Consider the following 24,451-nt stretch of genomic DNA (forward strand, 5'->3'; position numbering starts at 1 on the left):
CGAACGTAGGGCGGTCGCAGCGCGTGCGACGGAGGCCGGGGCTAGCGAGCCCGCCGAGCGGCGAGAAGCTCCTCGTGGTTGGCGAGTCGCAGCACCTGCCGGACACGACGCTCCAGCTGGTCAGAGGCGTCGGCGATCAGCTCGTTGCCGAGCTGCCACCGGCGTGGACCGCGGTCGAGCAGCTTGGCGATGGAGTTCGCGGAGACGGTCACGCCGCTGCGCTCCACCGCCCAGCTCACGGCGCCAGCGCGATCGTGCATCTGCTCCGACTCGGCCTGGTCAGCCAGCGCGCACATGATCGGCGTCTTGAGCGAACGTGCCTCGAGCGTGCTGAGGACGAGCCACGCGTCACGCTCGGTCTCGGTACCGGCGACGAGCGCACGTCTCGCGAACAGGCGGCCGGTCGGATCGTCGCTGATCAGGTCGTCGCACGCGGCCATCGCATCGACGTCGTGGAGCGCGTCGGCGGCACGCAGCTCCTGCTGAGGGATCGTGAAGTGCTGATGCTCCGCGGACATCGTCCTGCGACGGGCGTGCAGCGCACGCTCCGACGGCACGATCAGGGAAGCGATCGACATGAGGGACCTCCAGGGTCACGTCGGCGCCGAGCGCCGGCGAGTCGTTAACGACAGAAAGCCCGCCGCCTCGAGAGGCGGCGGGCTTCGCGTTCGGTCGGGTGACGGACGAGCAGTTCGCCCGCGGTCAGTGGATCAGGAGACCAGCTGCGTCACGGGCGCCGACGCGTCCGGATCGGGATCGCCGTCCACCGCCCCGAGGCGGTGCTGGACGAACAGGTCATGCATGTCCGGCAGGTCGCCGACGAGGTCTTTCAGCGAGTACGGCGGGAGCGCGAAGTCGGCCTCGACGATCCGCGCCCAGCGCTGGTGCTCGTGGTTCGGAGCGCCGGCGAGCTCCATCAGCTGCGAGCGGTCGGCCCGCTCCACGTCGGCACCGAGCAGCCGTGCTGCCGCCGTGTCGTCCTCCCACTCGCCGATCGCCGCGGCGAGACGGAGATTGGCGCGGTCGATCCACTCGTGGACGCCGCCGCTGCGCGGGTTGAGCTCGGCCGCGGGCAGCGGTCGCGCGAGCCGCCAGTAGACGTGCTCGCCGATGCCGTCGCCGGGTTCGATCCGCAGATGTGCCGGGTGGTCTTCGAGGAACCGCCGCAGGCGCGGCACCGCCGCGGCCCGATCGACGTCGACCCACAGCCAGTTGGTGTAGGCGACGGCGTCGCTCATCTCGCTCGGGCGCGAACGAACGCTCGGCGCGACCATGACCTCGCAGCGCGTCCAGCTCAGGTAGCTCCGCATGCGCCCGTCGAGCACGTCGAGCCAGTTGATCCGATCGTTGCCGCCGAGGTGCAGGAACGACTCGACGTGGCCGCGGTCGTCCCACCGGATCTCGCCGTCGTCGGTGCGGATCCCCCGCCCCATCTCGACGAATCCGACGCTGCCGGCGTGCAGCATGCCGAGATGGACACGGCGGTGCCGGGCCGCCGGCAACGCCCCCTCGAACATGCGGCCGTCGCTGAGGCGGATGCGGCACGGGAGCATCGGCTCCGATCTCGACCTGGGTCTCTGAGGCATCTTCAACTCCTTCTGCGTCGTCAGGGTGGACGGCTAGAGGCCGTCGATCTCGATCGGGTCGATCCCGCTGGCGTGCACGATTCGTGCCGCCTGCTCGACGTCGATCTCGGTTCGGAAGCGCGCGGGGTAGTCCCGGCCGTTGCGCCGATAAGCAGACGTCTTGATGCGACCGAGGAGGCGCGCCACGGTCGTCGCGCTCGCCAGCGGCGGCTGCGCGCGTCGCGCGATCTCGGAGAGGCTGAGTCGCGGATCGCGCTCGATCGCGCGCTCGACGGCATCCCGCAGCTGTGCGTTCGGGATCATGCACCGCCGGTCGTGCAACGCCCGCCGGATCGTGCCGCGATCCGCTCCAGTCGCGCGAGCGGCCTGGCGGATCGACGCACCCGATCTGACGAGGTCGATAGCAGCCTGCCTGCGACGGAGCGCACTTCTGCGGACGCACGTCCCGCACGTCGCCGTGGGCGCGGATCCGCACAGGGCGCAGACCCCGAGCGGCGAGACGTCGACCACTTCCGCTGCTGCTCCGACCATGGGGATCCTCCTCGACAAGACCGATAGAGCTGGCTGTCGCCAGCTGCGCCGATCTCGCCCCCACGAGCCGTGGTCGAGCGCGTTCAGAGCAGGCGCTGCACTTCGATCCGCGCGAGGTCGCGAAGGCCGAGGCCGCGCTGCGCGGCGCGGAGCTGCCGTGCGACGTACCGCACCGCCTCACGTCTGGAGAAGCCCTGCGCGAGCCGCAGATCGACGAGCCGCTGGATCTCGTCGATCTGCTGCCTCGCAGCGCTGTCGTACTGCTGCGCCTGGACGGCGACGCGCTCGTGCGGAGCGAGGACGCTCGTCGGGATGACGTCGAACATGAGGACCTCCTGCTTGGGTTGGCTCCTCGGCCGGCTCGCAAGCGAGCTGACCGTCGACCGCGGAGCCATCCCGCGTCCTCAACGTGTCGGCCGCCGGATCACGGACGTCGGCGGCGCGAGAGCGGCGTCAACGGCAGCGCGTACTGCTGGCTGGCCTATGTCGGGTGCCGGGACGTGGTGTCCGGCGGGGCGGGTGACGGGATGCCGTCAGCTCCAACGATCAGAGCGAGGGAGGTTGGACCTGGGGTGCGACGACGGGGCGGCCGATGCGCTACCGATCATCGGCCGGTTCGACATCGAAGTCACCGAGCCAGATGACACCGGTCGGACGGGCGCTGCTGACTTCGATGGTGCTCCAGCGGCGCGGGTGTTCGAACAAGACACTCGAATCCGCGAGCGGCTCCGGCTTCGACCGCGAGGTCGTAGCCGCACGGTTCGGATAGGTGCTTGGCCGAACTATTGGGAGCGTCCGACCGAACTGCAGATTGGTAATGGTGACCGTCGGCGGTTCCTCGACATGGCGCCAGACGATCGTCCTTTCGCGCCACGCCGGTGTGCAGCGTGGCCGGGCGTCGGACGTGCCGGCCGCGCACGGTGCACCTCTTCGACCTCGCGTTCGTCGCCGCCGCGCGAAGCTCCTCGGCGAACACCCCGAGGAGCTTCGCGTCGTTCAGCTCTGTTGGTCTACTTGTGCTTCGTCTTGTCCGGTCGGCCGTAGCCCATGCCGGCTCTCGGCGTCGGCGGCAGGGGGCGGCCTCTGATGGCTGTCACTTCGACGCCGGTTCTGCCGCCCTTCGGTCCTTCGACCGGGAACTGGCCGCTGAACGGGGCTGGCTGGCCGGGTCTGTACTTGGGTGCCACGTGACTTCACCTCGTTGGTCTGGAGTTTGCGCGACGTGATGGAGATCGCGTCGCTATCGCGGTACTGCGCGCTCGGCTACGAGCGTTTCTGCGGTCTCGATCAGCTGCCGGGCGTACGCATCGGCAGGGACACGAACCCATGACTTCCTGACGACGAGGAGCCAGAAGGTGAGAAGCACGATCGCGACGACAGCCGCCGGCGCGTACCTCGCGAGGCGCTCGTCGGCGGTCCCCTCCGTAACGGCGAACAGCACGATCGCTGCCACCAGCGTGAGCACGGCGACGGCGATGCCGACCCCCTTCAGGCCGAGGAGGTTGCGGCGCTGGCCGTAACTTTGGTTCTCGGCGCCCAGCAAGCCGAATTTCTCCTTGTCGCGTGTGCGAGCGATCAGGCGGACGGCAGCTTCGCCGTAGCGCTCGTCGGCAGCCGCCGGGTCAGCTGCCTCCTCGGAGGCGGTCGGCATCTCCATGTCGGTGACGGCCGTGATGCACTCGTGTGCGCGCGCGACCCGGCCGGGATGCTCGGCCTCGCGGTGCCGGAGCGCGATCACCGTCGGCGCGCCGCCCCAACCGGCCCAGAGGCCTGGCTGCAGCGCTCGGCCGCGATCGCGGCCGAGCTGGCTCGCGAGCGCAGCGAGCGCGGTCGTCACCAGCCCGGCACTGATACCGAGGGCAGAGGTCGTGATGATCCCCGCCCCGAGCAGCACCAGCGGTGGCATGCAGACGACCACGACGGGCACGACCCGCGCCTGCAAGGCGTAGGTGTCGATCGCCGTCATGGCCTCAGTCGTCGTGGTCGTCTTCGACGAGCGGCGGCAGCGGCGTTGCCGTGCTGTAGTGCGGCCGCGCGGGCGCGTCCGAGCTATGGCTCCAGAACTTGCTCCCAGCCGTGGTATAGACGGGGTAGCCGCGTCGGCCAGCAGCGTTGGCGACGCGCGGCGACGGGTACTTCGGCGACTCCGAACTGACGCTCGCTACGACGGTCCCCCGCCACCCGGACGTCGGGTCGCCGAGGATGCGGTTGATCGTCTCGCGGTCGATGTTGTGGCGGCTGCCGTGGTGAGGGAGCGCAAGCAGGCGCGGCACCGAGGCGGTGCGGCCCTGCGAGTCGAGGAAGTCGAGTGCCTGCGTGATCGCGGGCACGCCCGCGTCGCTGGGCAGCAGGATGTGCTCGCCATCTATGAGCAGGCTCAGGATCGCGGCGCTGTTGTTGCGCGGGTTCGTGCCGCCGGCGTCACCAAAGAAGATCTCACCGGGGAACGCGTCGAGCACGGCGCGCGCCTCCGCCAAGACCGCCGTCCCGGCGCGCCCGAAGAAGCCCTGTGACGCCGTCGCGGAGGCGCTCTTCGTCGTGACCTCCTGCGCGGCGAGCATCTCCTCGTAGTACGCCTGCGTCGGCCCTGCAATCAGCACCGCGCCGCCAACCCCCCCGACGCCCTGAAAAGGTTCCACGACCGTCGTGCCCTGCTCTTCCGCGAGCGCGACGAGTTCCTCGGCAGGCGTGTCGCCCGAGTTGCCGGCATAGCCGTGCTGGCCCGGTCGGTGGATCAGCAGATTCGCGACATCGAGCCCGCGCAGCACGACGCCCATGCCGCCGATGTGATCGAGGTCGGGGTGGGTCGAGAGCACGAAGTCGACCGAGCTCGTGCCGTACTCCCGTTTCACGTGCTCGACCAGCGCCTCGCCGTCGTCTCTGAAGCCCGAGTCGACGATGCCGACTGCAGGCAGCCCGGTCTCGGGGTTTGTGAAGCGAAGCGCGATCGCGTCGCCGCTCTTCTCGCCATCGCCCACGGGCAGAAAGTCCACTTCGTACACGGCCTACATCTCCTTGTCGCTGCTTCTCGACGTGCTCCCTCGTCGAGGCAGCCAACGTCCTTGTGGTGGGAAGTTTTACATATACGTAAAAACACAGTCAAGGAGGCTGTCGCGCCAAGACGATGCACCAGATAGGTTGTGCATTCCTCTCTAGAACGTGAACGTTCTTACCGAACCGCCGCCGGGATTTTTACGATTGCGTAAAATGGACCATCGTCAGCAGCTCGCCATAGGGGCGAGCCTGCGTCTCTTCTGGGGCGCAGATGCGACGGGAACATTCCGCGCGATGACCTACTTCAACGCCCTCGACCGCCGGCAGCAGCTGACGTTCGACGCTCTCTGGGAGCGTTTCCTGGCGACAGGAATCATCCGACCCCACGAGCGTCTCGACCAGTTCGACGACGGCCTCTTGCTGTTCCGCAGCTCGACTCATCGGCTCGTCGGCTTCACCGAGCGACGCGACGTAATCCTCATCGACGCGTTTTCTAGAAGAGACTTTCCGGGCAGGCGACCCAAAGAGCGCCTCGAAGAGTCCCGCCAACTCCGACTGGAACACCTCACACTCCAAGGAGCCACCGATGCCCTCCCAACCTGACGCCGCCGACCTCGAGGACAGGAGGATCCTCGCCCAGGAGACTCTCTTACTCGACGCACAGGAACTCGTCGTCGAGCTGATGGAGAAAGCCAGCCTGAACCGCGGCCAACTCGCCCGCGCGCTCGACAAGAGCAACGGCTTCATCACCCAACTGCTCTCGGGCGAGCGCAACATGACGCTCCGTACGCTGTCTGACCTCGCCGACGCGACCGGACACCGCATCGAACTCCGCGCGACGTCGAACGCGCAGCCCAAGCGCTACGCACCACTCGGCACCGCCATCCTCCGCGACAACGGCGTCGAAGAACGTGTCTACCGCAACGCCTTCATGCAGTACCGTGCCGCCCCGAACACACCGGTCCAGATAAGGCAGACCTCGGCGCCGCTCGCGCCACACCACCAGACCCGTCGGCGCCGTGCGCCTAAGCCAGCTGCCTGGAGCACCATCCCGTCGTGACCGCAACCCCGGAAACCGACGACGCCCGCGACGACCTCGACACCGAAGTCGAGCACGCCGCACCGTTCGACTTCGCTGCAGTCGCCCGCGTCTCGACCCAGTCGGAGTTGATCGCCGTCCGGCTCAAGAGCTCCTACACCGGCTGCACCGTCGATGCCGAAGAAGTCCCAGACGAGTGGAGCAGCGACGCCTTCATCGGCTATCGCACGCGGGTTTCCCGACACCCTGAGCCCAAAGACTTCCGAACCGAAGCGTCCTTCATCGTCGTTTTCGAAAGAGACAAGACACTCGACGACATCGACATCAACCTGGAGAGCGACAGCCCTCCTCACGTATTCGCCGAAGTCACCTTCGAACTGCAGTACGCCCTCAGCGACGAAGCCGAACTGCACGGCGGCGACCTCGACGAATTCGCCGCCGCGAACAGCACACTGCACGCCTGGCCGTACTGGCGCGAAATCGCCCAAAGCATATCCGCGCGCATGGGTATCAAGCCCCTCGTCGTCGGCACCTACAAGATCCCCTCCGCCCACGACCCGGCGTAAGCGTGTGCTGGCCAGAGGACCTGCAGCATCTGGCTGATAGAGGACTGGCGTCGGCCTCCAGCCCCAGACGCCGCCTGGCGGATCCGGCAATCACGACAATCTGCATCACGAGCGCGAACACGCCGGCGCCGTAGGTTGGTTGAGATGTAACGCGGAACAAGCGACTCGCCGGTAGCTCCATCGTCGCACCCGCACACCAGCATCGCCACGGGATGGGCGAACCGCTTCGACACGCCGCTGGTCAGCTGACCGAACCGCTCGGGTTAGGGTTCGCTCGGCCGGGAGGACCGCTCGTCGCTGTCGTCGGTCTCTGCGGCGGCGCCGGCGTCAGCACGCTGTCGGTTCTGCTGGCTGCCGCTGCTGCTCGTGAGAGTTCGGCTGCGGTGCTCGCCGTCGACGCCAACCCCGGCTCGGGCGGGCTGGCGTTCCACGTCGGCTGCAGGTCGAAGTACTCGCTTGCCGACCTCGCCCGCGTCGTCGAGCGCGACGAGCAGCTGCAGGAGGCACCGTTCGCAATCGCCGGTGAGCGGCTTCGGGTCCTTGCAGCTGAGCCACGACCCGATGCGACTCGAGCAGTCGACGGCGAGCTCGTCGAGCGTGTGCTCGACGATGCGCGCCGCGCGCACGCGTTGACCGTCGTCGACTGCGGCACGCCGGCCAGCGAGTTCGTCCGCGTCGTCCTGCGCGTCGCGGATCGCGTCCTCTGGGTGGTGCCCGGCACCGTTTCCGCGATCGCCCGCGGGCGTGCGCTGCTGCGAGTGCACGACGAGTCGCCGCCGAGCGGCGAGGGGATCGTCGCGCGACACGATGGGACCGGCCAGCCCGCGCCGCTGCACGCGCTCGCCGAGATGGCGGAGAGCCGCGGCGCCCCGCTCGTTCTCGTGCCTCACATCGCCGACGTGGACGACCTGCCGCTGCTCGATCGGGTTGAGCAGGCGGCGGTTCCGCTCGCGGCGATCGGACGGGTGATCCGCCGATGACGCCGACGGTGCTCAACCGGACGTTGGTGCTCGTCTACGGCGCCGCTGTGCTGGTGACCGTCGGCGTCGCGGTCGTCGCAACGCCGCTGTTGGGCAGCGACGCGGCCCAATGGCGTTCGATCCAGTTTCCGACGGTACCCGCGACGACGAGCGAAGCGTTCGACCTCTTCGTCAACAACGTGCGCATGCTCGCCGCCGCGATCGGTGCGGCCGTCGCCGTCAACGCGCCGTGGCTCACCGCCGTCGATCGCGATCCTCGGACGAGCAGGCTGTGGAAGTTCACCCGCGCGCTGCTCGACCTCGCCCTCCTGCTGGTCGTGCTGAGGAACTTGGCCGTCGTCGGGCTTGGCGTCGCGGTGTACCGCGAACGGATGGTCGAGGCCATCCTCCCGCACGGACCGATCGAGCTCGCCGGCTTCGCCTGCGGCCTGACGCTGTATCTCTTCGCCCGGCGCAGCCCGCTGCCCGCGCAGACGTGGCGCACGCTGATCGGTGCCGGCATCGCGCTGCTGGCCGTCAGCGCGTTGCTCGAGATCTTCGCCCAGCTGTGAAGGACGAAGCCTGATGCGCTCGACCAGCCCGCTCGTCGCGCTCATGCTCGTCGCCCTCTCGATCGTCGGCGCCGGAGCCGCCGCAGGGATCGCGCTCCTCACCCGGTCCGAGCTGCCGCCGCCGACTGGGACGACCGCCGCCCTGGCACGCACCGCGATCGTGCGGGGTCCGACGACTACGGCGACGGCACCCGCCGAGACGCGCCCGCGGCCGAACGAGGCGGAGGGCAGCTCGTCAGAGTTGCGGCAGCCGACGCGGCGTCACGCGCGCAGCACCGGCCTCTTCAGCTGGCTGCGCGAGCGGGATCTCGTGGTGCTGCTCGCGCTCGCGGCCGTTGCCGGCACCGTCTTCGGCGTCGTGAGCGCTGCGGTGATGACCGCACGGGTCGTGACACGCCGCATCCGGAATCGACGCGTGCGCACCTACGCGCGGTACGAGCTGCGGCTGTCAGCGCACGACGAGGCGAAGGCGGACGACCTTGAACACGCGCTCGAGACCGTCCTCGGAATCGTCCGCCAACGCGCCGACGAGCGCTGGCGCGAGGGGCAGCCACACATCGCGTTCGAGCTGCACCACTCAGCGACGAGATCCGGAATGGAGTGGATGATGTGCGTCGTCTGCCAGCCGGCCGTCGCGGTGCAGATCGACGCGGCGCTCGCGACCGCCTATCCGGATCTCCGGCTCGGCCACGACTTCATCGCGAGACCGGAGCCGGTCGACGGGCAGCTCCGACGCCCCCGCTACGTCGAACGTCTCCGCAAGCAGCGGTCGTTCGTCTACGCGCTCGGACGCGACGTCGAGACGGCGGCCGCCGTCCGCGCGACCGGCGGCACGCCGGCGATCGAGCGGATCGCGCGAGCGCAGGCGACGAGTCAGCACGCCAGCACGGTGCGGATCACGCTCGTGCCGACGCTGCACGCCGTCGAGCGGTTGGCTGCCGTCGTCGCGCAGCGCGAGGCTGATCGCGCCGCCGGCGGCGAGCGCTGGGGCGCGTCCGAAGCCGGCCTTCGCGCGCCGCAGCGGCACGCCGAGCTCGACCGCGCGCGCCGGACGCAGGGCCGCTCGCTCGCATGGTTCGAGATCGTCGTCGCGAGCGACGACGAGGGAACGGTCAGAACGGTCACGGCCGCCGTCCAGGCCGTCCGCGGCGACAACCGGCTGCACCGGCGGACGCTCGATCTGCGTCCGCGCCGCACCCGCGATCGGTTCGTCGCCGGCGACCCGCCGCTGCTGCCGCTGGTCTGGTTCAACTGGCTCGCCCCGCCGTTCACGATGGTGCTGGGCCTGCGCACGCTGATCTCCACCGCCGAGCTCGCCCAACTGGTCGAGCTGCCGACGGCGGGTATGCGCGACGTTCCCGTACGCCGACTGATGGTGCCACGCGTTCCCGCGCCTCCCGAGGCGTTCGGCACCGTGACGGGAGCGCTTGAGCTGCCGCCGGCTGACGACGAGCCGTTCGACCCAGCGGCGATCAGACCAGAGGCGACGACGGCACTCCCGCGCACGGCGATCGACGCGGTTCGAGCAAGATGACGGCCGCCTCGACGTACCCGCTGATGCCGACTCTGCAGGCGTCCAACAGCGCCGTCGTGCAACGGCCCGGCGACCGCCCGCAGGGCACGCTCGTCGTCGGCGGGCAGGGCAGCGGCAAGACCTCCTTCTTGTTGCGAAGCTTCCTCAACGACTGCCGGGATCCGAACTGCTCGCCGATCCTGATCGATCCCAAGAGCGAGGTCGCGCGGACGGCTCTCGCGCTCGTGCCACCGAGCTGCGACAAGACCGTGTGGTTCCTCGACCTCGCGTTTCCCCGCTTCGGCATGTCGCCGCTGCGACTCCCGCCCGCGACGATGCGCGACCCGCGCAAGCTCTCGGGCGCCGTCTCCGGCGTCGCCGACAACATCGTCAACTCGCTGCTCGACGTCAACGAGGGCCAGATCTTCCAGGCCAGTCGCGACTTGCTCTACCACGCGACGATCGGCGCACTCGCCCTCGCGCGCTCGACCGACACACGCCCGCGTTTCGAGGACGTGTACGGTCTGCTGCTGCCGTACCGCGCCGATCTGCGCGACGCCGTCGTATCGGCGACCGCGCACATCCCGGACCTCGACCAGACGCACGAGTTCTGGGCGCACGAGATCCCCGACATGATCGAGGGAGCTTCGTCGATAACGCGACAGCAGATGAAGGCGCCGCGTAACAAGGTCGGCGGGATCGTCAGCGTGCCGCCGCTGCGGCGCTTCTTCAACCACCCCGTCGACATGCCGCTGTCGAGCATCGTCGAGCGGCGCGACATCCTGATCGTCGACGCCGCCATGGGCGGCGGTGCCGACCGGCCGGGGATCGGCGAGGAGAACTCGATCGCCTGCATGCGCTTCCTGCTGCGAATGCTCCACAGCCACATGCAGCACCAGATCCACCTCGAGCCTGCACGTCGCGCCCGCGTCGCGCTCCATCTCGAAGAGTGCCACTACCTGATCAACGAGACGATCATCGACATGTTGGCGACGCACCGCGCCGCCGGCCTCGACGTCACGCTCGTGCACCAGTTCTTCGCCCAGCTGCTGTCGTCGGCGTCCGGGCCGCGATCGGAGAAGATCCGCAAAGGGATCCTCAACCTCTGCCAGTCGCGCTGCCTCTTTCGCCTGGGCGACCCGGTCGACGCCGAGGAGGCCGCGCGGATCGCGATGCCGGTCTTCGAGTCGCTGTTCCGCTCCGACCCGGAGTCCCGCGCGCGCATGCGCGCGACCCCCGAGGCACTTCTCGGTCTGAGGACATGGCACTGCCTCGCGTCATGGATCATCGGCGGCCAGCGGGCCCAGGCCTTCATCGGCCGGACGTTCGCTATGCCGTCGGTGGGGCTCGGCTGGACCCGCCACCACTACCAGCGCCTGGTCGACCGCTGCGGCGAGTACCCGGAGACGATGTCGTCGACCTACACGCGTTCGACGCCAGCGGACACGCCGGGGCCGTCGGCGCGAGGTGCCGACGAGCCCACTGCAGGCCCGGATTCGGACTCGGCGACCGGCGAGTCAACGAGTCCTCCAACGCCGCCACGGCGCGCGACGGGCGCACACCTCCAGCCGGAGCGCTGGTCCGCGAGCGAGCCCGCCGACGACACCGACGTGATGAGATCGCGCGTGTTGAAGCTCGTCGGCAAGCCCGTCTCCGAGCGCGACGCGAAGCCGCCCGCGGCAGACGCACCAACGCCGGAGACGTACGCCGAGCTGGCGGTGATAGACCAGATCGTCGAACTCCAGGCGCCGACGAGACCGCGGACGACGGCGCCGCTGCAACGCGTCGCCGAGCAGCATCTGCGCGTCCTGAAGCTGCTCGACCGCTGCGGCATGATGACCGCCGCGCAGCTGCGGCGGGCCGCCTGGCCGGACGGCATCGGCGAGCGCGCTGTGCAGAAAGCGCTCGCCCGCCTCGAGTCCGCCGGCCTGATCCGCCGCACGCCGACACGGCTGCGCGCACAGTCGCGGCGCAACAGCCCGCCGCTCTGGTCGTTGACGTCGAAGGGCTTCGTCCTCGGCCAGGAGCCACCCGGCGGCCTCCCGCCGGTCATCGCCCCCAGACGCCGCTACCGCCCGAGCGAGGCGCGCGACGGCGCCCGCGTTCGTCATGACCTGCACGTCGTCAACTGGATGCAGTCGCTCCACCAACTCGTGCCGGACCTCGTCACTGACAACTGGCGCACGGCTCGCTACTACACCGCCCGTTTCAGCCCGCCGCTGCTCGGCGAAGGCCGCGACCGCCGACCACTCCGTGCGTCCGACATCCAGCTGCCCGACGGCTACGCGCTCTCAGGCGTCGCGCAGAGATGCGAGGAGATCGTCGCCGACCTCGCCGTCGAGCTGCGCCTCGATGCCGAGCAAGCTGCCCAAGCCGGCCTCGACTCCCCGATCCGCTTCGACCTCCTGCTCGAACTCGACCTCACCGAGCGCCCCGCCTACAACCGCGACAAGCTCGCCCGCTACGACGCCTTCCTCACCGGCTGGTGCCTCGCCCACCCCCGCATCGCCCGCCTCGGCACCCGCCCGATCGTCGTCTTCACGTCTCCGAACGCTAGATCGATGCTGGCGCTGATGAAGGAGGCGGACGAGGTGATGACGGCGAGCATCGGAAGGCTCGGGACACCGGAGCACGAGTGGTACTTCGCCGGACGCCAGCACACCTTCTTTGCGATCGAGGGAGACGTTCATCATCGCTCGGGCAACGTGCTGGGGCTTCAGCGTCTTCCTGCGCAACTCCGACGAGGTCTTGGTGACCAACGGGGTCCTGCGGTACGACTCAGTCTCGAGGCACGCTCTGCGCCGGATGCGCCCACGAGGTCCGCAGGCGACAGAGTTCGCCAACGAGCTGATGGACGCGCGCCGCGACGAGACCCGGACTGACACCCGCCACCTCCACGCGCTGGCGAGTTACAGGCGCGGCCGTGGCTGCCCGACGCGTTCAGGTGGCGGATGTCTCACGGAGGTGGGCCGCGTCGTTTCTGGGCGGAGCGCCGAACATGCGGCGGTACTCGCGGCTGAACTGCGAGGGACTGCCGTAGCCCACGGCGTAGCCGACGCCGGCGACGTCATCGGCGTGAGCGAGAAGGCGGGTGCGCGCCTCGTGCAGGCGCAGGTGCTTTTGATACTGGAGCGGCGTCATCTGCGTGATGGCTCGGAAGTGTCGGTGGAACGACGTGACGCTCATCGACGCGCGCGCCGCGAGTTCCTCGACGCTGAACGGCTGGTCATAGTGAGTTCGGATCCAACTGATCGCGTGAGAGAGCTGAGAGAGGTGGCTGTCGGGAAGGCCGATCTGGCGGACCGTCTGCCCGTGCTTACCGGTGATGAGCCGCCAGAGCAGCTCCCGCTCGTACAGCGGCTGGAGTCCGGCGGCGTCGGCGGGGCGGTCGAGCAGCCTGGTGAGGCGTTCGACGACGTCCAGCAGGTCCGGGTCGGCAATCCCGGTCGCCAGTGCCTGAGCCACGCTCGACACGGTTGTCTGACGCGGCGCGGGAGCGGCGAGCAGCATCTCGGATACGATCGCTGGCTGCAGGCTAATCGAGATCGCGAGGTAGGGCTGGACCTTGTTCGCCCCAGTGACTGCACAGGTCACTGGAAGGCCGACTGAAGCCACGACGAACTCTCCGGCTCCGTAGTACGAGGTCTTCTCGCAGAGCACGGTTCGGACAGTTCCCTGCACCACGAGCGATACGCTGGGACCGAGGGTTTCGCCCGCTGGGGGCGTGAGTGCGCTGACCCGCTCCAGCCGGACCCGCGGCAACGCAGTAGGGGCGCGTCCTTCTTGGGCGTGACGGCTAATGACGTCGCAAATCCGTGCTAACGCTTGCGTCTGTCGGGCCATATTCCAAGTGAAGCACGTCCTCCGCGCTATGAGCCCAGAGTTGGAAGGATCGTGCAAGCATCAGGTATCAACGGTCTAGGGCGCGCGGCGGGGCGGTGCTCTCATGAAGGCATGCCTAGCTACGGCCGTCCGCTTTCGTTCGGCGCGAACATCACCCCCACGAGCAGCACCTTCGACCGGCCGGTGCGCCTCGCACTTCTGAGCGAAACGCTCGGCTACGAGCTTGTGACCTTCCGGGATCAGCCTTACAACCCTGCGCTGCTGGACGCCTGGACGCTCGTGGCATGGGTGGCCGCACGCACAGAACGCGTGCACATCGCGGCCAACGTGCTCGCTCTGCCGTTGCGTCCGCCGGCCATCCTCGCGCGCGCAGCCATCAGCCTCAGCCTGCTCTCGGGCGGCCGATTCGCACTCGGCTTGGGGGCTGGGGGAGCGTGGGACGGCATCGAGTCTATGGGCGGCCGGCGGCTCACCCCCGGCGAAGGCGTGCAGGCATTGGAGGAGGCCGTCGCCATCATCCGCTCGGTCTGGGACGCGGGCGAGCCCACGCTGGTGAACATCACCGGCGACTACTACGAGATCTCTGGCGCCCGGCGCGGCCCGCTCCCACCCCATCCGATCCCGATCTGGATCGGGGCCCACAAGCCCAAGATGCTCCGGTTGATCGGCCGCCATGCCGACGGCTGGCTCCCCGCGTTGAGCCGTGCCACCCCCGAAGAGCTCACAGCCGGCAACGCGTTGATCGACGACACCGCGCGCGCCGCCGGCCGAGAGCCTCGCGCCATTCGACGGCTGCTCAACATCGAGGGCTCGTTCGATCCCGCGGCTGACGCGCCACTCACCGGCACGTCAGCGCAATGGACCCGTCAGCTCGCAGCGCTCGCGCTCGGGGGCGGCTTTGACACGTTCCTTCTCACCACAGACGACGCGGACACCATCCGGCAATTTGCCGAGGAAGTTGTACCAGCAGTCCGCGCAGCAGTAGAACCGCAAACAGGAGAACCAACATGAAGATTGTCGTATTCGGCGCCGGTTTCGTCGGCGGCGCGATCGCGCGCGAGCTCGCCGCACGCGGGCATGACGTCACCGCCGTCTCCCGGTCGGGAAGCGCCGACATGCCGGAGCCGGTGCGCTCGGTCGCCGGCAGCGTCGGCGAACCGGCGTTTGTGAGATCCGTGACCTCTGGCGCCGATGTCGTCGTGTCCGCGCTTCCTGCTCGCGCCGACGGCGCGAGCCTCGCAGCGGGCGTCACGACGCTCATGCACGCCGCCGAAGCCAGCGGCGCCCGCCTCGGGGTCGTCGGCGGTGCCTCCGTCATCCCGGTCTTCGAGGGACAGCCCGCCCAGGGCGATACCCCTGAGTTCCCCGAGCGGTTCGCCGCGCTCCACCATGCCCATCAGGAGACGCTGGACACGCTTCGCCTGGCCCCGGCCGACGTCGACTGGTTCTACTTGATCCCGGCGGGCGAGTTCGGCGCTTACAACCCCGGCACGCGCACCGGCAGATACCGCAAGAGCACTGTCGCACAGGTCACGAACGCCGAGGGCAGATCGTTGCTGGGAGTGGACGACTACGCGATCGGCTTCGCCGACGAGGTCGAAGCGCCTCACACCCGACGCGCCTGGCTCGCGATCGGCTACTGATCGCGGGCCAGCATGCGCAGTTCGTCGCGGTCAGAACGCTCGTGTCGTAGCTCTTCCATCTAGCAGATAGTCCCCGCCGTCTCGGACTGAAACGCTGCGGAGACACGGATGTGGCGCTCTCCGTCGCCGTGCGACGTAGGATCGCGCCCGTGGACACTATGGATCGTCTTCGTGAGTACGTCCGCGAGAACTCGCAGACCATGCTCCGATGGGACCCTCGCACCTATCGTCTCGACGAGCAGCAGGTGGTCAGGTGGCTGTCGGAAAGGGAGGGGATTCCGACAGCAGAGGCGCACGATCGGATCGCCGCGGCGCTCGTCGAGCGGGGCGTCGCGCTGACGCGGACGGCCTTCGACCGATCAGACGAGAGCCGGGGAACCCGCGGTTCTCCGCCACCCCGGGTCCGCCCCGAATGGTTCGTGCCACGAGACCTTCTGGACTGAACTCCCGACTCTCAACGCTGATGCCGGCCAGCAAGTAGGTGGCATGCCGTCTCCCCGGTGTCGTCAAAGGGTTGGCCAGAGATAGGTCCCGCAGCGAACTTCTAGTGGAATCACAGCCTGGGCCAATGCCGCACCACGAAGCTGCTGCTCGCCAGCTGACCGGTGATGTCCGGGCTCCAGCGCGGTCCCGACCCTGCCGGGATCGTCACGCCGTAGTGGGCGGTGTTGAACGAGAGGCCGGCGACGATCGAGAAGACGTGGCCTTCGTTGGCGTAGACGGTCAGCCATCTGCCGGGGCCGGGGGCTCCCCAGCTCTCGAGGTCGCCGGATACTCGCGGGATCGAGTCGAGCATGCCGGCGTGGTGCAGGGCGAACGAGGTTGAGGACGAGCAGTCGTAGGACGGCTGGACGGCGGCGAGCGAGGCACCGTGGCCGCCGCCGTAGACGTACGGCTTGCGGTGGATCTGGTTCGCCGCCTGGATGAAGTCCTTGATCTCCGGCGGCGCGCTTTCCGGCGCCGTGGCTGAGCCGTCCGGCAGGATTCTCGCGCGATCGCCGGGACTCAGGCGGAGCGGTCCCGCGCCGCCGGCGTCGAGCTGGGCACAAGCGTCCGCCTGCTCGCCGGCGCTCGGGAACTCCGATGGCGCCGGCGTGCCGCGATCGTCATCTGCCGCGCGCACGATGTCGACATCGACCTGACGTCGTCCCCATCCCTCCTGGAATTCCCGACCGCGCCAGTCGTAGAAGTCGATGTGTCTGCCGAGGATCGCGCCACCCGTGTCGTCCGCGACGAAGACGATTCTGGGATCTCCGAACGGGTTCGGGCGGGCATGCACGAGCGACCCCAACGGGATCAGCGCCGGATCGACGGCGATCACGTAGGCCGGTCTGGCCGGACGGAGATCGGTGCCGGTCGCGGTGACGCCGGTGCCCTCCATCGCGTTCCACGGCGGGCCGTACGACGTCGAGAGCCAGTTGCCCGAGCCAGCCGGGAACGTCGGCACCGTGCCGTTGCCGAGCGCACCAGCCTCGCACGCCTTCTCGATGCCGCCGAGTACGCCGGCGAACGTCACGAGCGGCAGCATCACGAACAGCAGCAGGCCGCTGAGGACCGCCGCCACTCCTGCGGCAGCGCGTCCACCGCGACCGCCGCCGGCGACGGCGGCGCCTCCTGAGACGAACGGCAGCCAGGCGCTCACGCCGCTCTCCCCGCTCGAACGACGCCGTCGAGCAGCTGACCGGCGACGCCTCTCTTCGCTCTCGACTCGCGGTAGCCGGCGAGGTCGACGACGGCCGCCCAGGCGTCGCCGCCGTGCTCGGCGACCTTCTGCTCGCGCAACGGCACGTCGCGGTACGGCTCGCTGGTGTACGCCCAGTACTCGAGCGGGCCCAGCGGCAGCGTGACCTGCGAGCGACCGCGCGTGCCGTTGACCCAGTAGACCTCGGCGTAGGCGCCCTTCACCGTGCGCAAGCGGGCGATCAGCTTGACCTCGGCGTCGGCGAGGCCGAGCACGCGCTGCATCAGCGTCAGCTCGTCTCTGTGCTGGCCGAGGAAGATCTGCTGGGTCGAGTTGCTGACGAGCGCGCGGCCGTGCTCGTTGTCGAGGTCGGACAGCTGCTGGGTTGCGATCATCACCGTCAGTCCGAAGCGACGTGAGCGGCGTGCGAGGTCGTTGGCGTAGACGCCGAGCGGCCCGACGACGAATCTCCAGAACTCGTCGCCGACGAAGATCGAGCAGCCGGCCATCAGCGGCGCGTCCTCCTGGACGGCGAGCTGACGATGCTCGTCGCGGTGGCGGATCGCCGCGCGCTTGATGTACTCCAGGACGACGAACAGCACCGGCTGCAGGACCGCCTCCGGGCAGTTCTCGGTGTCGAAGACGAGCAGCGGCGCGTCGGGGACGTGCGTGCTCTCGCGGTCGGCGACGTGCGCGTAGGAGCCGTCGCCGACGAACTCCCCGAGCCGTTCCGCGAGGCTACGCAGCGTGAAGGCGATCTCGGCCGAGCCCTCCGTCTGCTCGATCGTCGCGCGGTCGAGCAGCTCCTCGACGAGCAGCGACTCGCGCGGAACCAGCCCCTCCAGATGGCAACGCTCGTAGACCGCCCGGATCGCCGCGCCGATCTGCGCGCGCTCCAGCGTCGTCAGGCCCTCGACGAGCATCGTCTCGTGCAGGCCGATCAGGAACGCGACCTTCTCGCGCCCGACACGCGCGACGTCGTCGACGTCCCACGGATTCAGCGCACAGCCGTCGTCGGTGCCGATGTCGAAGTGCTGAGCACCGTCGATCAGCTGGGTCAACGTGCGGTAGTGACCGGCACGGTCGACCACGAAGCCGCGCGCGCCGAGCGCGATCGAGCGCGCCAGCAGCGCGTTGCACGTGACGGTCTTCCCGCTGCCGGAGCGGCCGGACACGAGCGTGACCTGGTTGTGGTGCTCACGGTCACGCGGATTCCAGCGCTCCAGCGTTCGCGCCGGCGTCGAGAACGCGAACGGGATCCCCTCCGGCGACCCGACGCTCGTCCCCAGCAGCGGCGTCGAATCGCCGACGTTCCGCGTCGCGTACTTGCGACGGCGGGCCGCGATGTCGTCTCCGAGCGGGAGCGTCGACGGCCACAGCTCGCGCTGCTGATGCTTGCCGGCGTCGATCGTGCAGTCCGACGCCGAGCCGAGCAGCTCGGCGACCTGGCTGACCGACTCGTCGAGCACGCCGACGTCGGGCTGGGGACCCTGCGCGCGCGTCGCGTGGTAGATCGACAGCTGGTAGAGCCCGGCACGCTCGTGGCCGCTCATCTCCATCAGCAGCCGCTCCTGCTCGTGCTCCGCGGCATACCCGTCGAAGTCCGGCGGCCGCCCCTTTGACTCGCGGTCGCGGTTGATCATGAACCGCCGCCGGTAGCTCAACTTCAGCCGCTGCCGCTCGGACTTGCGATCGAGCGCGTGGACGTGGACCGCAACGGAGTGCGGCTGGCGGCACGCGACCATCGCGTTCAGCAGCCACCCAAAGTGCGTCGCGTCCGCGGTCGACGCCGCGTAGATCGTCTGCTCCAGGTCGCGCTCGACGACGACGTGGTTCGGATCCGCGTCGAAGTCGATCGTGCTGCGGGCGATCGCGGCGCGCAGCCGCAGCGCGGCCTGACGAGCCTCCCGCCCCTCCCGCACGGCGTCGAGCTCGCCGAGGATCTCACCGCTGAAGTGCGGTGGACGACGCCGCCGATCGGCCGTGGTGGGATTGAAGCGCGACCACAGCAGCTCGACGACCTCCTGACCGTTCAGCTGCCGGTTGGAGATCTCCATCCCGTCGAGCTCGCCACGGATGCGGTCAGTGTGCGCCATCGACTCCCGCACGACGCGGCGGTGGGCCCGCAGCGCGCGCTCGAGCGCGGCGCGCGGCCGGCCTGGCCGCTTCAGCTGGCCGAGGATCTGCCGCGCCTGACGGCGGGTCGGAAGGAACGGCACGACGACGTAGGCCGCCAGGTCGACAGCGGCCTGCTCGTCGGCGTGAAGCCGGATCGACTGCTCCATCGCCGCGTACAACCGCCAGCGATCCTGCGCGCGGCGATCGGCGACGACGCGATCTCTCGTCGGCGGCAGACCGGCCCACGCGGCAACCTCGCTCTGGCAGCCGCCGAGGATCTCGTCGAGCGGGATTGGCCGCGCCTGGACGTAGTACTGCAGCGCCTGGCCGGGCCCGAGCCGCTGCGCCAGCTCGCAGAACGACTCGGCGAGCTGCGCACGCCCGTCGGCGTCCATCACCAGCGGGTTCGGCGGGAAGGCGCGCAGGATCCGCACCATCGCGCCGTCGCTGCGGACGACGATGCCGGTGCGGAAGATCGCCTCGACACCGAGCAGATCCCCGGCCTCGCGCATGCCCGCACGCGCGGACTTCGTGTGACGACTGGTCAGTCCCACAGCGCCTCCGAATCAAGGTCGACGACATCGGCCTCCGGCAGCGCGCGCTCGTCGTCGGGATCTGAGATCACGACGTAGCCGAGCGCGGACTGGCCCGGGCCGGGCAGGTAGACGTGGCCGCCGCGACGCCAGCTGAGCGCTGCGCGCAGGTGCAGCCAGAGGTCGAAATCCATCTGCGACGCGAGCCACGCGGCCATCGCCGGGATCCCGCCGAGATACACGGCCGTGAAGAACGAGATGTACGCGCCGAACGGGCTGAGGTACATGCCCCAGCCGATCCCGAGCACCAGGCCGAGCACGATCCCGCTCCACTGCGCGATCGTCAGCTCGGCGATCTTCAGTCGGCTCTCCAGATGTTTGTAGGCGGTGTTCACGATCTCGCCTCCGGCCGATGCGACGTCGGCGACGGCGAGTCCGTCTGCTGCGGCGCCGGCGGATCAAGTGGCCGTCGTGCTGGCGGCGCCCCCGCACCCGCGCTGGTTGGCGGCGCGCTTGTCTGCGCTGCGCGGTACGACTCGAGCGCGCCGACGAATGCCGGCGACGATGCCGAGCCCGCGACGGTGTACGCCTGGACACGTGAGGAGTCGCCCGCCTGCTCGGCGCGGGCCGCGCCGACGGCCGCCGCCCGCGTGACGGCGCCGAGGGCTTCGTCGCGACTCGATCCGGCAGCCACAGCCCGATCATGTGCCGCACCGAGGGCAGTCACCTGTCTGGGATCGAGCGCTCCGAGGGCGGCTTCGACGTCCCTGCTCGACGACGGTCTCGAGGTCCGCGCCCGCTCCATCTGCTGCGTCAGCTCAGCCGGCCGAGCGCCGAGGCTGCGGATGCCGGCCGGCCCGCTCATCTCGGTGCGGGGTCTGCCGCTCGATGCTGGCGCAGGCGACCGCCCGTCGCTTCTCGGCACCGCGGCGACGCCAGCCGCCTCTCTCGCTGCCGCCGGCGCGGCCGACGCGATCGCGGGAGCGCCCGCGGCCGTCGCGGCCCCGCGCGCCGCAGCGGCACCGCGCGCGCCACCGTTCGCTCCCGCGCTCCCACGACGGGCGCCGCGCTCGGACGCGCCTCTCTCTGATCTCGATCCGCTGCTGAGCAGGCCTTCGCCGGCTCTCGCGACCTGCCGGACGGCGACATATCGTGCCGCGAACGCGACGGCCCCGCCGCTGGCGATTCCGCTCATGGTCGCGCGCGTCGCCAGCATCGGCAGACGCACACAGAGGTACAGCATGGCGACGCCGGTCAGCGGCTTGATCAGCGCCTTGTCGAGGACGCCGCCATCCCCTCTGAAGTTCAGGACGTCCTGGAAGACGGCGGCGAACGCTGCGAAACAGAGCGCCCAGATCACCGGCCAGCAGAGCAATGTCCCGAAGGCGCGGAAGGCCAGTGTCGACAGCCACGCCGTGCCGGGGTACGGCCACAGGACGATCAGCAGCGGTCCGCCGACGAAGATGACGCTCAAGGCGCACGCGAGCACGATGTGCAGCGAGAACAGCCCGAGCATCAACAGCGTTCCCGCGATGACGAGCACGATGCTCGCGAACGTGCCGACCGGGCCCGCGGCGATTGAGATGCCGACCGCAGCACCCAGCATGCGCGAGACGTCGTCGTGGACGCTCTGCGAGTGGATCAGGCCGGACGTGAGGTCGTTGACGAGCGTGATGCTGGCGTTGAAGGCCCACGGCCACGCGAGGACGCCGAGCGCGGCGGCGATCGTCTTCGTCACGCCGTTCAATGCCTCGGCGCCGGTGCCGCCGTCGACGAAGCCGGCGAGCCAGTAGCGCAGCGCCGACGTCGTCATGACCAGGCCGAGCAGCGCGAACGCCGCGGCCGTCGTCGTGTTCTTCAGCTCGACGAGATTGCTGTTGGTGAACGCTTCGCTGGGCAGGTGCAACTGCCAGCTGATCGCCGCCTCGGTGACCTTCGTCGGGATCGAGCCGAAGAGCGTCTTGACGACGAAGTCGAACGCAGACTTGACGCCGTCTTGGATGATGTCGTCCGGGCTGGGAAGCCCAAGGATCGCGGTGACGGGAGCCATCTCCTCACCGCCCTCAGGCGACGATGCCCTTGACGGAGCCCAGCAGCGCGAGCACACCGAGCGCGGTCAGCACGATCTGCATCCCGCGCCTGGCGCCGAACGCCATCGCGACGCCACCGCCGATCACGGCCAGCGGCGTCGCGGCCGCAGCCGCCACGAGACACGGGGTCACCATCGCATCGCACGTGGACACGAATCCTTCGAGTCCGCCGGCGTTCTCCGGGATGTGCGCGGCGCGACGGATGATCTGCGCGTGGCCAGCGCCACTCGCAGCCCAGGCAGCTGCGAGCACGACGAGGGCGACGCAGAGGTTGCGCGGTACGTCCTGGAGAGACAGGCGTCTGATCGCATGCATGGCGACTCCGATCACTCGATGCCGAACTCGTCGGCAGCGGTTGCGGCGGGCCGCGGGCGTGAAGACGAAGAGGCGCCCGCCGGGCCGCTCGTCGTCGGATGAGCTGGAGCAGCGGCAGCCGCGGCTGCGGCTTTCGCCGCGAGCGCAGCGCGCGGCTGCGGCACAACGGCCGACTCCGCGTGGGAACGGGGAGACGTCGAAGTACGCCTACGCGGATCGCGGCACCGGGCGCCACGATCGGGGCCCGTCGCGCCACGGCGCGACCGGCGCCGAGCGTCCCGCTTCGCCGGCGTCTCGCTGCGCCGTGCTCGCCGACGGCCGTCGCCACCGGCAGCACGCGCAGGAGCGGGGACCGGCGTCGGCGCCGTGGCTGCGGATGGCGTCGGAGCAGGCGGTGGGTCCGCTCGTCGAGCCGCGGTCGCCAACGCCACGACCAGCGCGCCCACGGCGATCCCGAGCGGCCATGCCGCGTCCGCTCGGCTGAGCGGTGCGGCAAGGCGACGGACCCGATCGGTCGTCAGCCGCGTCGGGCGTTCACGACGGGGTGGCTCCGGGCGCCTCGTGGGCGCCGAGCGTGTCGGAGCCGGCTGGGTATCGACATCGAGCTGAGGCTCGAACAGCGTCGATCCGGACGTGCTTGCCGGCTCGGACGGCGTCGGAGCATCGCGGTCATCCGCGTGCTCCGGCGCAAAGAGGTTGGTAGTGCGATCGAGCATGGGGTCCCGCTGACGCGGCCCGCGCTCGATCCACCCCTCTCAGTTGAAGCGACTGCCAGCTACCTCCCGTCGGCGCGAAATCCGCGCACACATGGGCTACGGCTCAATGCCTATCTCCAGGCCGCCGCCCGCGCCCGAAGGTCTCGCTGGATGCGCCGACGACGCCTGCGTCTGCGACGAAGATCCTGTCTGGGACGTGCTCGCAGCGCTTGCGGTTGCCGTGCTCGGAGGCGGTGACTGCTGCGTCGGTTCGGACGCGGCCGACTCTATGCCGATCTCAGACTCCTGCTGCTCGGCAGCCGGTTGTTGTCGCTGCTGCTGTTGCCGTTCGTCCACTCGCGGCTTCGCAACGCGTCGCTTCGCTCTGGCCGTCGGGACGCTTTCGTGAGAGGGCTCGCTCGGAGGCGGAGCCTGCTGGGAGGACCCCGTGGTGCTGCTTGGCACCGTCGTGTTGATCGTCGCGTTGCTGGTCGTGCTCGTTCCCTGCGACGAGGCTGAGCGTCTCGCGCGCTCTTCGATCCGGCGCTCGACCTTCGGCGCTGGATCTCTGACGACCTGCTCGACGACGATGCCCGCGCTGCCGACGCAGACTGCGGACAAACAGACGACGGCCGTCTTGACGGTCGCCCCGCCAAGGCCGAAAGCAGCGCCGCCGGCGCCGAGTCCGGCGCCGACGCCGCCCGCAGCGCCCGTCGAGGATGAGACCTCGGCGACACCGAGCGCCGCGCCAAGCGCGCCCCCGCCGAGGACGCCTCCGACACCGAGCAGCGCCGGCGCCGGCACGACGACGTAAGCGACGCGCAAGCTGCGGACGAAGGCGGTGCAGCCCGCGCACTCCCCGAGGTGCTGGACGGCGATCGCGTGCCGCTCGCCGTCGGGATCGAGTATGCCGGCCGCGTACGCGGTCATCAGCGAACGCTGCTCGTCGCACCACGTCCCGTCCTCGATAGCGCGCAGCAGCCCTGCCGTCTTCGACGTGATCGAGTCGAAGATCTTGTCGGCCCGCCGCGTCGGGACGCCGAGCATTCTGGCCGTCTCGATCCGCGAGTAGCCGTGAATGAGATGGAGCGCGGCGGCCTCGCGCTCTCGCCGATTCAACCGCACGCGCAAGCCGGTCCGCCACTTGCGGATGCGATCGAGGTCGTCGAGCTCCTGCGCGTAATCCGGCTCGACGACACCCTCGGCGAGCGTCGAGTCCTCTCTCAACCTCGCGAGCTTCTCCGGTCTCGTATGCCGGACGTCGTCCAGCGCCCGGCGCACCATCGTGACGACCAGCCAGCCCCCGGGATTCTCGATCTGCTCGTCAGAATCGACGATCGTGCGGAAGAGGCCGTGCCAGGCGGCGTTGTACCAACCCTCGAGATCGAGCTTCGGAAAGTACAGCCCGCGAGCTGCGAGCTTCGCCCGCGCGTTCTTGATCACCTCGGGCTTGATCGCCTCGTACTCCGCCTCGATCAGTGCTTCGGCTTGGCGTCGCCGCTCGGCCGCGGCTGGGTCGACCTGGATCGTCCCCGCCGTTGGCGTGCAGTGGCGATCGTGGCCACGGCGCCGACGACCCCCTCGTTCCGGACGAAGAACCTTCGGCATGATCATCGTCTCCGTGCCGAAGCTGTCGATGCCATCCGCGCGCGCATGAACCTCTGACGCAGCTCGCAGCCAATCCACCCCCCTGAGTTCTGCAACGTCATCGAGCTCCGCCCGGCAGGAACCACCGCGACCCCACCCCACCTTGTTCAGCAACGATCCGGTTCG

At 69.5% G+C, this 24,451-nt stretch carries 23 protein-coding genes; 9 read left to right on the top strand and 14 right to left on the bottom strand.

All coding sequences use genetic code 11. The annotated features are described in order from the left end of the window. Positions 1–41: 41 nt before the first annotated feature. The 7 genes from Q7L65_RS01050 to Q7L65_RS01080 form a co-directional block, all read right to left on the bottom strand. On the bottom strand, positions 42–578 hold the full coding sequence (locus Q7L65_RS01050) for a hypothetical protein (RefSeq protein WP_304718354.1): 537 nt from the start codon (positions 576–578) through the stop codon (positions 42–44). Positions 579–710: 132 nt separating this feature from the next. Continuing rightward, positions 711–1,586 carry a hypothetical protein gene (locus Q7L65_RS01055; protein ID WP_304718355.1) on the bottom strand — a complete coding sequence of 292 codons (876 nt, stop codon included), beginning with the start codon at positions 1,584–1,586 and terminating at the stop codon, positions 711–713. 33 nt (positions 1,587–1,619) lie between these two features. Further along, a complete protein-coding gene (locus Q7L65_RS01060; protein ID WP_304718356.1) occupies positions 1,620–1,889 on the bottom strand; it encodes a hypothetical protein in 270 nt (89 codons plus the stop codon). 311 nt (positions 1,890–2,200) lie between these two features. After that, on the bottom strand, positions 2,201–2,443 hold the full coding sequence (locus Q7L65_RS01065) for a hypothetical protein (protein WP_304718357.1): 243 nt from the start codon (positions 2,441–2,443) through the stop codon (positions 2,201–2,203). Between the two features lie 684 nt (positions 2,444–3,127). Beyond that, positions 3,128–3,304, bottom strand: a complete 177-nt coding sequence (locus Q7L65_RS01070) for a hypothetical protein (RefSeq protein WP_304718358.1) — start codon at positions 3,302–3,304, stop codon at positions 3,128–3,130. Positions 3,305–3,357: 53 nt separating this feature from the next. Next, positions 3,358–4,083 (bottom strand): hypothetical protein, encoded by a 726-nt coding sequence (locus Q7L65_RS01075; RefSeq protein WP_304718359.1) that lies wholly within the window; start codon positions 4,081–4,083, stop codon positions 3,358–3,360. 4 nt (positions 4,084–4,087) lie between these two features. Next, the gene (locus Q7L65_RS01080) at positions 4,088–5,119 is read right to left on the bottom strand and encodes an MBL fold metallo-hydrolase (protein WP_304718360.1); all 1,032 of its coding nucleotides are present in this window, start codon (positions 5,117–5,119) and stop codon (positions 4,088–4,090) included. A 205-nt stretch (positions 5,120–5,324) separates the two neighbouring features. On the opposite strand from Q7L65_RS01080, the gene Q7L65_RS01085 reads away from it, so the two are divergent. The 7 genes from Q7L65_RS01085 (at position 5,325) to Q7L65_RS01115 (ending at position 12,642) form a co-directional block, all read left to right on the top strand. Next, complete coding sequence (locus tag Q7L65_RS01085; protein ID WP_304718361.1) at positions 5,325–5,714, top strand: hypothetical protein; 390 nt, start codon at positions 5,325–5,327, stop codon at positions 5,712–5,714. Then, complete coding sequence (locus Q7L65_RS01090; RefSeq protein WP_304718362.1) at positions 5,698–6,171, top strand: helix-turn-helix transcriptional regulator; 474 nt, start codon at positions 5,698–5,700, stop codon at positions 6,169–6,171. The genes Q7L65_RS01085 and Q7L65_RS01090 overlap by 17 nt, the downstream gene beginning before the upstream one ends. Further along, positions 6,168–6,716, top strand: coding sequence for a hypothetical protein (locus Q7L65_RS01095; RefSeq protein WP_304718363.1), 549 nt, complete (start codon positions 6,168–6,170; stop codon positions 6,714–6,716). The genes Q7L65_RS01090 and Q7L65_RS01095 overlap by 4 nt, the downstream gene beginning before the upstream one ends. Positions 6,717–7,099: 383 nt before the next feature. Next, complete coding sequence (locus Q7L65_RS01100) at positions 7,100–7,696, top strand: hypothetical protein (RefSeq protein WP_304718364.1); 597 nt, start codon at positions 7,100–7,102, stop codon at positions 7,694–7,696. Beyond that, entirely contained in the window at positions 7,693–8,247 is a 555-nt protein-coding gene (locus Q7L65_RS01105; RefSeq protein ID WP_304718365.1) for a hypothetical protein, read from the top strand. The genes Q7L65_RS01100 and Q7L65_RS01105 overlap by 4 nt, the downstream gene beginning before the upstream one ends. Before the next feature lie 13 nt (positions 8,248–8,260). After that, positions 8,261–9,781: a hypothetical protein gene (locus Q7L65_RS01110; RefSeq protein ID WP_304718366.1), complete on the top strand. Its 1,521-nt coding sequence runs from the start codon at positions 8,261–8,263 to the stop codon at positions 9,779–9,781. 23 nt (positions 9,782–9,804) lie between these two features. Next, complete coding sequence (locus tag Q7L65_RS01115) at positions 9,805–12,642, top strand: replication-relaxation family protein (RefSeq protein ID WP_304718367.1); 2,838 nt, start codon at positions 9,805–9,807, stop codon at positions 12,640–12,642. 58 nt (positions 12,643–12,700) lie between these two features. Here the strand turns inward: Q7L65_RS01115 and Q7L65_RS01120 are convergent, their stop codons facing one another. Then, positions 12,701–13,603 (bottom strand): AraC family transcriptional regulator, encoded by a 903-nt coding sequence (locus tag Q7L65_RS01120; RefSeq protein WP_304718368.1) that lies wholly within the window; start codon positions 13,601–13,603, stop codon positions 12,701–12,703. A gap of 111 nt (positions 13,604–13,714) precedes the next feature. Here Q7L65_RS01120 and Q7L65_RS01125 point away from each other — a divergent pair, with 111 nt between their 5' ends. Then, positions 13,715–14,614, top strand: a complete 900-nt coding sequence (locus tag Q7L65_RS01125) for an LLM class flavin-dependent oxidoreductase (RefSeq protein WP_304718369.1) — start codon at positions 13,715–13,717, stop codon at positions 14,612–14,614. Beyond that, positions 14,611–15,246, top strand: coding sequence for an NAD(P)-dependent oxidoreductase (locus Q7L65_RS01130; protein WP_304718370.1), 636 nt, complete (start codon positions 14,611–14,613; stop codon positions 15,244–15,246). The genes Q7L65_RS01125 and Q7L65_RS01130 overlap by 4 nt, the downstream gene beginning before the upstream one ends. Positions 15,247–15,799: 553 nt before the next feature. Here the strand turns inward: Q7L65_RS01130 and Q7L65_RS01135 are convergent. The 6 genes from Q7L65_RS01135 to Q7L65_RS01160 form a co-directional block, all read right to left on the bottom strand. Beyond that, a complete protein-coding gene (locus Q7L65_RS01135; protein WP_304718371.1) occupies positions 15,800–16,888 on the bottom strand; it encodes a 3D domain-containing protein in 1,089 nt (362 codons plus the stop codon). After that, a complete protein-coding gene (locus Q7L65_RS01140; protein WP_304718372.1) occupies positions 16,885–19,599 on the bottom strand; it encodes a VirB4 family type IV secretion system protein in 2,715 nt (904 codons plus the stop codon). The genes Q7L65_RS01135 and Q7L65_RS01140 overlap by 4 nt, the downstream gene beginning before the upstream one ends. After that, entirely contained in the window at positions 19,590–19,973 is a 384-nt protein-coding gene (locus Q7L65_RS01145) for a hypothetical protein (protein WP_304718373.1), read from the bottom strand. The genes Q7L65_RS01140 and Q7L65_RS01145 overlap by 10 nt, the downstream gene beginning before the upstream one ends. Further along, positions 19,970–21,628 (bottom strand): hypothetical protein, encoded by a 1,659-nt coding sequence (locus tag Q7L65_RS01150; protein ID WP_304718374.1) that lies wholly within the window; start codon positions 21,626–21,628, stop codon positions 19,970–19,972. The genes Q7L65_RS01145 and Q7L65_RS01150 overlap by 4 nt, the downstream gene beginning before the upstream one ends. Before the next feature lie 13 nt (positions 21,629–21,641). Beyond that, positions 21,642–21,983 carry a hypothetical protein gene (locus Q7L65_RS01155; RefSeq protein ID WP_304718375.1) on the bottom strand — a complete coding sequence of 114 codons (342 nt, stop codon included), beginning with the start codon at positions 21,981–21,983 and terminating at the stop codon, positions 21,642–21,644. 812 nt (positions 21,984–22,795) lie between these two features. Beyond that, complete coding sequence (locus Q7L65_RS01160) at positions 22,796–24,439, bottom strand: sigma-70 family RNA polymerase sigma factor (RefSeq protein WP_304718376.1); 1,644 nt, start codon at positions 24,437–24,439, stop codon at positions 22,796–22,798. Positions 24,440–24,451: the final 12 nt, after the last annotated feature.

The sequence above is a fragment of the Conexibacter sp. CPCC 206217 genome, from assembly GCF_030646165.1.
Classification (GTDB): domain Bacteria; phylum Actinomycetota; class Thermoleophilia; order Solirubrobacterales; family Solirubrobacteraceae; genus Conexibacter.

What these genes read in the sequence shown, in the direction of transcription:
- Q7L65_RS01050 (WP_304718354.1), bottom strand. Translation starts at nt 578, where the DNA reads ATGTCGATCGCTTCCCTGATCGTGCCGTCGGAGCGTGCGCTGCACGCC.
- Q7L65_RS01055 (WP_304718355.1), bottom strand. Translation starts at nt 1,586, where the DNA reads ATGCCTCAGAGACCCAGGTCGAGATCGGAGCCGATGCTCCCGTGCCGC.
- Q7L65_RS01060 (WP_304718356.1), bottom strand. Translation starts at nt 1,889, where the DNA reads ATGATCCCGAACGCACAGCTGCGGGATGCCGTCGAGCGCGCGATCGAG.
- Q7L65_RS01065 (WP_304718357.1), bottom strand. Translation starts at nt 2,443, where the DNA reads ATGTTCGACGTCATCCCGACGAGCGTCCTCGCTCCGCACGAGCGCGTC.
- Q7L65_RS01075 (WP_304718359.1), bottom strand. Translation starts at nt 4,083, where the DNA reads ATGACGGCGATCGACACCTACGCCTTGCAGGCGCGGGTCGTGCCCGTC.
- Q7L65_RS01085 (WP_304718361.1), top strand. Translation starts at nt 5,325, where the DNA reads ATGGACCATCGTCAGCAGCTCGCCATAGGGGCGAGCCTGCGTCTCTTC.
- Q7L65_RS01090 (WP_304718362.1), top strand. Translation starts at nt 5,698, where the DNA reads ATGCCCTCCCAACCTGACGCCGCCGACCTCGAGGACAGGAGGATCCTC.
- Q7L65_RS01105 (WP_304718365.1), top strand. Translation starts at nt 7,693, where the DNA reads ATGACGCCGACGGTGCTCAACCGGACGTTGGTGCTCGTCTACGGCGCC.
- Q7L65_RS01110 (WP_304718366.1), top strand. Translation starts at nt 8,261, where the DNA reads ATGCGCTCGACCAGCCCGCTCGTCGCGCTCATGCTCGTCGCCCTCTCG.
- Q7L65_RS01115 (WP_304718367.1), top strand. Translation starts at nt 9,805, where the DNA reads ATGCCGACTCTGCAGGCGTCCAACAGCGCCGTCGTGCAACGGCCCGGC.
- Q7L65_RS01120 (WP_304718368.1), bottom strand. Translation starts at nt 13,603, where the DNA reads ATGGCCCGACAGACGCAAGCGTTAGCACGGATTTGCGACGTCATTAGC.
- Q7L65_RS01125 (WP_304718369.1), top strand. Translation starts at nt 13,715, where the DNA reads ATGCCTAGCTACGGCCGTCCGCTTTCGTTCGGCGCGAACATCACCCCC.
- Q7L65_RS01130 (WP_304718370.1), top strand. Translation starts at nt 14,611, where the DNA reads ATGAAGATTGTCGTATTCGGCGCCGGTTTCGTCGGCGGCGCGATCGCG.
- Q7L65_RS01150 (WP_304718374.1), bottom strand. Translation starts at nt 21,628, where the DNA reads ATGGCTCCCGTCACCGCGATCCTTGGGCTTCCCAGCCCGGACGACATC.
- Q7L65_RS01155 (WP_304718375.1), bottom strand. Translation starts at nt 21,983, where the DNA reads ATGCATGCGATCAGACGCCTGTCTCTCCAGGACGTACCGCGCAACCTC.